The organism is Synechococcus sp. R5-15 (assembly GCF_047462035.1).
Taxonomy (GTDB): domain Bacteria; phylum Cyanobacteriota; class Cyanobacteriia; order Thermostichales; family Thermostichaceae; genus Thermostichus.
The window spans coordinates 1-6,424 of sequence record NZ_JANSIK010000151.1 but is presented as its reverse complement, the minus strand read 5'-3'; the positions used below and the strand labels follow the sequence as shown (position 1 = coordinate 6,424).

7 protein-coding genes are annotated in these 6,424 nt (G+C 56.2%); 1 reads left to right on the top strand and 6 read right to left on the bottom strand.

Annotation, left to right across the window (positions count from 1 at the left end; genetic code table 11):
- Window positions 1-452 precede the first annotated feature (452 nt).
- Complete coding sequence (locus NW839_RS12015; protein ID WP_414350578.1) at window positions 453-1,337, top strand: acyl-CoA desaturase; 885 nt, start codon at window positions 453-455, stop codon at window positions 1,335-1,337.
- A gap of 79 nt (window positions 1,338-1,416) precedes the next feature.
- Here the strand turns inward: NW839_RS12015 and NW839_RS12010 are convergent, their stop codons facing one another.
- The 6 genes from NW839_RS12010 to NW839_RS11985 form a co-directional block, all read right to left on the bottom strand.
- On the bottom strand, window positions 1,417-1,677 hold the full coding sequence (locus tag NW839_RS12010; protein ID WP_414343320.1) for a hypothetical protein: 261 nt from the start codon (window positions 1,675-1,677) through the stop codon (window positions 1,417-1,419).
- Window positions 1,678-1,958: 281 nt separating this feature from the next.
- Window positions 1,959-2,222: a helix-turn-helix domain-containing protein gene (locus NW839_RS12005; protein ID WP_011432496.1), complete on the bottom strand. Its 264-nt coding sequence runs from the start codon at window positions 2,220-2,222 to the stop codon at window positions 1,959-1,961.
- A 154-nt stretch (window positions 2,223-2,376) separates the two neighbouring features.
- On the bottom strand, window positions 2,377-3,636 hold the full coding sequence (locus tag NW839_RS12000) for a sensor histidine kinase (RefSeq protein ID WP_414350576.1): 1,260 nt from the start codon (window positions 3,634-3,636) through the stop codon (window positions 2,377-2,379).
- Between the two features lie 72 nt (window positions 3,637-3,708).
- Window positions 3,709-4,476, bottom strand: a complete 768-nt coding sequence (locus tag NW839_RS11995; RefSeq protein ID WP_414343323.1) for an SDR family oxidoreductase — start codon at window positions 4,474-4,476, stop codon at window positions 3,709-3,711.
- Window positions 4,477-4,669: 193 nt separating this feature from the next.
- Window positions 4,670-5,644, bottom strand: coding sequence for a ketopantoate reductase family protein (locus NW839_RS11990; RefSeq protein WP_414329136.1), 975 nt, complete (start codon window positions 5,642-5,644; stop codon window positions 4,670-4,672).
- A 113-nt stretch (window positions 5,645-5,757) separates the two neighbouring features.
- Window positions 5,758-5,865 (bottom strand): PetM family cytochrome b6-f complex subunit 7, encoded by a 108-nt coding sequence (locus tag NW839_RS11985; protein ID WP_414329137.1) that lies wholly within the window; start codon window positions 5,863-5,865, stop codon window positions 5,758-5,760.
- Between the last annotated feature and the right edge of the window lie 559 nt (window positions 5,866-6,424).

The window sequence follows — 6,424 nt, the reverse complement described above, 5'->3', positions numbered from 1 at the left end:
AGGCATCCAAGGTCGCGTCCAACTTTGCGGCCTGCGACTGGGACACCTTGAGCTTGCAGGAGACGGTCAGAACTTGGGTCATGGTTCTATCATAACTTCCGCATTCCTCCCGACACTGACCCTACGGGTACAGTGCGAGGCTCCTGCGATTTCTAGCTGAAGAATTGCGGCGGGCTGCAAGTGACGCTTGCATTTACGGTGGAATACCGCTAGGCTTAATGTCAAGCGAGAGGATGTCGGCAGCGTTGCCTCTGCTCCTCTTCTTCCTGTGTAGCCAAGTTCATCACAGCGGAGCACATAGCAAGTCACCGCTGGCTATGGCGGTGTCTTCAGGGGTTTGACTCCGTTTTCACGTTGGGCCGCTGTTATCCGGCGGCCTTAACTTGGGCTTTGTGTTTTGGCTCTTTCCTAGTCAGTCTAGTCTACTTCTTCTTCTGAGGTTTTGTGGGTTCATGACCACTTCTTTTTCTCGCCAATCGCTGAATCATCCCGCTCCGCTCAATCGGCCCGAGCCCCAAGAGTCCTTTCGGTTTGCTTGGGAACATGTGCTCTTCTTTGCCATTTTTCACGTGGTGGCTTTGGTGGGAGGCATTTTCTTCTTCTCCTGGCCCGCTCTGGGAGTAGCCCTATTTCTCCACTGGTGTTTCGGCAGCTTAGGCATCTGCTTGGGGTACCACCGCTTGCTCAGCCATCGTAGTTTCCAGGTGCCCAAGTGGCTGGAATATGTCTTCACGACTCTCGGTGCCCTGGCCGTTCAAGGGGGGCCGATCTTTTGGGTGGGCGGCCATCGTCAGCACCACGCCTTCACCGAAGACGAGGAGAAGGATCCCTATTCTGCTCGTAAGGGCTTTTGGTGGAGCCATGTGCTCTGGCTGATCTACCACCGCGAAGAATTTTTCAACCCTGAGAAGTATTTTGCCTTTGCGCCCGACTTGGCTCGGGATCCCTTCTACCGCTGGCTGGATAGGTATGCTCTGCTTTTGCAACTGCCGTTGGCCGCGATACTCTACCTGCTGGGGGGCTGGTCATTCGTCGTGTACGGTATCTTTGTGCGGACAGTGCTGCTACTGCATTGCACCTGGTTGATCAACTCGGCCAGCCACTTCTGGGGTTACCGGACTTTCGAGAGCGACGACAATGCCCGTAACCTTTGGTGGGCGGCGATTCTGACCTATGGTGAAGGGTGGCACAACAACCATCATGCCGACCCGAAGTGCGTTAAGGCCGGTTTGCGTTGGTGGGAGATCGACATGACCTACTGGGCCATTTGGCTGTTGGCGAGATTGGGCCTGGCTCGTAAGCTGCACCTGCCTACCCAAGGCCAAGCTGCTCGCTGAACTGGTTTTTCCCAGACCTTGCAGAGGAATCATCCGGGGATCCCTATCCCTAGGGATCCCTTTTGGGTTGCAGAGAGAGCTAGTCTTCTAAGGGGCTATACTGCCACGCTCCATAGTGGTCAAGAATACGCTTAATTTGTTCTATGTCGGCATCGGGTTCTTGATGAATATGCAATGCCTCTATTTGGCTGTCTTGGTAGCGAAAGGTGGAGTTTTTTTTCCACTCCAGCTCCGTTTTCACCCCTGAAACACAAGCCAAATGGGCAGCCAATTCCCGATAAACCATCAGGGGCATAGAATCGTAGCGAACAGCGTAGCGTTTCAGCTTGGGGACGCTCACGTATGACAACCCAATCAACGTAGCTCAAAATAACTCAAGTATAGTCACTTCAAGTTAGATTAAGACGCTTCCTAACTACTCCGCGGTGTCGCCCAAATGCTCCGCATCACTTCCGCGAGCCCCCCAATCCCTCTCCCTAAGAGAGAGAAGAGCTAGGAAGCACTGCAACGGAACAGTTTCATTCCTCATTGAAATGACTATAACTTCTGGGCAATACAGTCACCAAAACCCCCCCGCTCAACACTCTTTGCTGGACACTTGACCGGCAAAATGGGATGGGACTAAGCAATTTTGTCATCGACCAAAGTGCAGCAGTTTACCTGATCCAGGCAAATCTTTCCCCATTGCAAGGCCCAGCGTACTAAGGCCACCCGATTTGCCGTTCGGGTCTTGCTCAAAATATTGCTGATGTGATTGTCAACGGTGCGCTTGCTGATCTCTAGGCGTTCCGCGATGTCCTGATTGGTCAGTCCTGCTGCAATCAACTCAATGACCTGCAGCTCCCGTTCGGACAACAAGTCTGCGGAATGATAGTCAGTACCCATTCCGAATGCCTGCTTAAGATGAACTGTAAAGATTACCTACCCCAATTCTAGGGGATCACCCCTGAGATGGATAGCCCTGCAGCAGGGAAATCTTGAGCGATTCTCGGCCAGATTCTGGCTGCGGGCCACTGACGCGAGCGTTTTCGGATAGGCTTCACAAGGGATCCAGGTGCTTCCGGGGCAGTTCCACCTGAACCCACAGCCCACCGGTTTGCGGGTGATTGCGCAGTTGGATGGTGCCCCCATGAACTTCGACAATCTGCCGCACAATTGCCAGCCCTAGGCCGGTTCCGCCTTTGCTGCGGGCCCGCGCAGTGTCGGTGCGGTAAAAGGGCTGGAAGACCAACTCAAATTGATCCTCTGGCAGGCCGGGGCCGTGATCATACACCTCTAGCCGCACCTGGGATCCCTGCTCCGAAAGCACCACATGGATAGGAGAGTCGGGCTTGCCATACTTGACGGCGTTGTCCAAGAGATTGAGGATGAGGCGGTATAGGCGTTGCTCATCTCCCCAGAGGTAAATCTGGGACAATCCGCTCAGGTGCAGTTCCTGGTGTCGAGGCTTGGCCAACGGCTCTACACTTTGCCAGGCTTCCTGCACCAGACTTGCCAGATCCACCCAGCGCCACTGAGAGCGGGATGCGGCTCCCAAATTGAGGGCGCTGAGTTCGAGCAAGTCTTGAACCAAATGGCTCAGGCGCAGAGTTTCATTTAGCAATCGTTCCACCCAGACTGCTTGAGCGGCATCGACCCGGCTTTGTAAAGTTTCGGCCAGCAAGCGAATGGAGGTGAGGGGGGTTTTCAGCTCGTGAGCCACATCCGAAGCCCAGCGATCCCGCTGTTGGGCCAGCATTTTTGCTTCCAGCCGGTCTTCTAAAAAAATGGCCACGTGCGCTTGCGGCAGGAGCAACCCCCAAGCCCGCAGCGGAATCGGTTTGCCATCCCCACCGGAAGGGTAGAAAATCCATTCGCGACTTTGGACAGGAGCAGCGGTCTCCTGTCGGCGGGTAGCCTCGATGAGCTGATCCAACTCATAGGAGCGCACCCATTCCAGCAAGAGCTTGATGCCCGGCTGCCATTGGCTGATGCGCAGCAGGCGCTGGGCGGCAGGATTGCACTCCAGCACCACGTTGTTTTCGTCCACCCGCAGATATCCCCAAGGGAGCCGCTGACTCAGGTATTGCCAGTTTTGCAGTTGCTGTTTTTGGTTGGCCCAATCCAGATCTTGTTGGCGAAGATAACGGCTGAGCAAGCTGAGCATCTGTTCCAGGGAGTGGAGGGGCATGGCCAGATGCACCAGGGATCCCAACCGCTGCAATTCGCGTCTGAAACGGCGCCGAGTCTGCCACAGCAGGAGCAACGTGCAAAGCAAACCGATTCCCAACCCGATCAGGATCCCGGCTTCCAGTCCCATGTTCCCACCACCTTTGCTGCCATTGTCGCTCAGGGAAGCAAGAGTGGAGGCGAAAGCCCGGTTGCCGGCCTCTTATCGACGATGTACGAGGGTGGTACTGGCTTGGTCGGTGGGCACAAGCAAGATCTCGCTGATGTTCACGTGGGGGGGACGGGTTGCCGCAAACACCACCACTTCAGCCACATCCATCGCCGTCAAGGGGGTGAGGCCCTGATACACTGCTGCCGCACGGGCGCGATCCCCACGGAAGCGCACTTGGCTGAACTCGGTTTCCACCAGGCCCGGCTGAATCTCGGTGACGCGAATGGGGGTGCCCAGTAAATCCAGCTTCAGCCCCTCGGAGATGGCCCGCACGGCGGCCTTAGAAGCGCAATACACAGCGCCACCTGGGTAGGTCTGCCGACCGGCAATGGAGCCGATGTTCACCACATGGCCTCGACCTCGCTCCACCATGCCGGGCAAAACGGCGCGGGTAACATAGAGCAGACCCTTGAGGTTGGTATCGATCATCTCTTCCCAGTCTTGCAAGGCCCCCATGTGGAGCTTGTCCAAGCCACGACTTAAACCTGCATTGTTGACCAAGATGTCGATGTTGGCCCACGGCGAGGGCAAAGATTGAAGCGCCTGCTGCACGGCTGTCCCATCCCGCACATCCAAAGCCAGCAGGTAGGAAGGAGTGCCGTAAGCCTGCTGCAATTCCCCAGCCAGTTCCTGCAGCCGATCCTGACGGCGGGCCACCAGAATCAGGCGGGCTCCAGAACGGGCAAAAAGGGTGGCACAAGCGGCCCCAATGCCGCTACTGGCTCCGGTGATGAGCACGATGGAGTTTTCGATCATCATTTGCTAATTCAAATGCTGTGATTTCAGTTGGGTTGAGTCGGAGAAAAATGGACAGCCACCTTCAGCTTCCTCGTCAGTTCGAGGCTACAGCCATTCTAGAGTTCGAGCCACTTCCCCAGGGGGGAGCCTGGGATCCAGCAAACGAATCGTTTCTCTGCCGTTCGGTAGCGACCCTACCGCTCCCTGCAAGAGCCTAAAGAGAGCGCTCCAGCAGCTTGACGCAAGCATACAGAGTATCCAAATGGGGAGTGGGCACGCCCACTAAACGCCCCAGCTCGGTGATGGCTCCCACAATGGCCTCGATCTCCGTCCGTCGCCCCAGCTCAATATCCTGCAGCATCGAGGTGCGATGGGATCCCACGCGGGCTGCATCTTCTAGCCGCTCTTCCAAAGAGACCGGCAGCCGGATCCCCAGAGCTTGAGCTACAGCCTCAACTTCCTGCATCACCGACCGAACCAAAGCACGGGTGGGTGGGTATTGGGCAATTTCATCTTGAGCAGCCCGGGTGAGGGCGCTGATGGGATTGAAGGCGGCATTGCCCCACAGTTTCTGCCAGATCTCGGCCCGAATCTGCGAGGTGAGGGTGGTGGAAAGCTGCGCCTGTTCAAAGATGGCGGCCAAGGACTGCAGCCGTCCTGACAGGGATCCATCCGGTTCCCCCAGAATGTAGCGCCCACCCCCTGTGTGCAAGACCACTCCCGGCTCTGCCAACTGCACGGCAATGTACACCACACAGCCAATCACCCGCTCTATCGGCAGATGGGCAGCGATAACCCCTTCTGGATCCACGGAAGTCAGGGAATGCCCCTCAAACTCGCCGCCATGCCGGTAGAAGTACCACCAGGGGATACCATTCTGGGCAATCACAATGGGGGTGTCTGGGCCACACAGGGATCCCAGCCGAGGGGCAAGCTGCGGCAAGCTGTGGGCCTTGACCGTCACTATCAGCCAGTCCTGTGGGCCCAGGGCAGCCGGATCGTCGGTGGCTGTCAACCGCTCTACCCAGGTTTGGGAGGGATCCCCCTGCCGGATGAGCTTCAGACCTTGGGTGCGGATGGCCTGCAGGTGAGCTCCACGGGCCACGACACTGACGGGAAAGCCAGACCGAGCCAGGCATATGGCCAAGTGACTTCCCACCGCCCCAGCGCCAACGATACAAATCTTCATGAGTTTATCATCTTTCCGCCACCCACCTCATATCCAGGTGGCCAATTGACATGGAATTGACATGGAGCTGTAACAAGGCCCGATACCGGGCCCGGGAGAAATCCTCGACAGCTTTACTCTGCCCCCCCTTGGGTCACCCTTAGGATCCCATATCCAAGTGCCACGCCCACCAGGGTCAGCACAATGCAGAGTCCAGCAATGGTGAAGATCTCGCCAGCCATAGATTCAGCTTCCTCGCAAATGGGATACATCGCCTTCTCAGGATATCGGATCCCAAGCCCTGGCCTTCACTCCAAGGGTGTAGCGGCCCAAACCCAACTCCTCGAAAAACAGTCGTTCTCCCAGACTTGATGAGATCCGGCTATCCGCCTCTATAATGAAAGCAATTTACAAGTCTTTACCGGCATAGGCTAAATTGTAATGCCTACAGCCGTAAAGCTTGTTTGGTGGCTCTCGAATGGCCCGTTGGGCCTCGCGAGTTGTGGAAACGGTTCTAAGTAGGGTCTTGGAGCGCTAGGGATCCTGACTTAACGGGAAACTCCTGAGCAGTTCTTGCCAAAGAGCCGTTCAAGGAAACTGAGGCAAAAGACCCAGGAGTTGAGTCTTTATACCTAGGCTCCGCTCCTGCTTCGAAGAAGCAAACGAAGAAGCAAACTTTGTAGTTTCATTAATGTCCTCATTCATTTAGATGTCTTTAAGGAGTAGTTCAGATGACCATAGCGGTAGGGCGCGTGCGTCAGGAGCGAGGATGGTTCGACATCGTCGATGACTGGCTCAAGC

Excerpts from the sequence above, each read along its gene's own strand:
- NW839_RS12000 (WP_414350576.1), bottom strand. The coding sequence starts at position 3,636 with ATGGGACTGGAAGCCGGGATCCTGATCGGGTTGGGAATCGGTTTGCTT.
- NW839_RS12015 (WP_414350578.1), top strand. The coding sequence starts at position 453 with ATGACCACTTCTTTTTCTCGCCAATCGCTGAATCATCCCGCTCCGCTC.
- NW839_RS11995 (WP_414343323.1), bottom strand. The coding sequence starts at position 4,476 with ATGATGATCGAAAACTCCATCGTGCTCATCACCGGAGCCAGTAGCGGC.
- NW839_RS11990 (WP_414329136.1), bottom strand. The coding sequence starts at position 5,644 with ATGAAGATTTGTATCGTTGGCGCTGGGGCGGTGGGAAGTCACTTGGCC.
- NW839_RS11985 (WP_414329137.1), bottom strand. The coding sequence starts at position 5,865 with ATGGCTGGCGAGATCTTCACCATTGCTGGACTCTGCATTGTGCTGACC.
- NW839_RS12005 (WP_011432496.1), bottom strand. The coding sequence starts at position 2,222 with ATGGGTACTGACTATCATTCCGCAGACTTGTTGTCCGAACGGGAGCTG.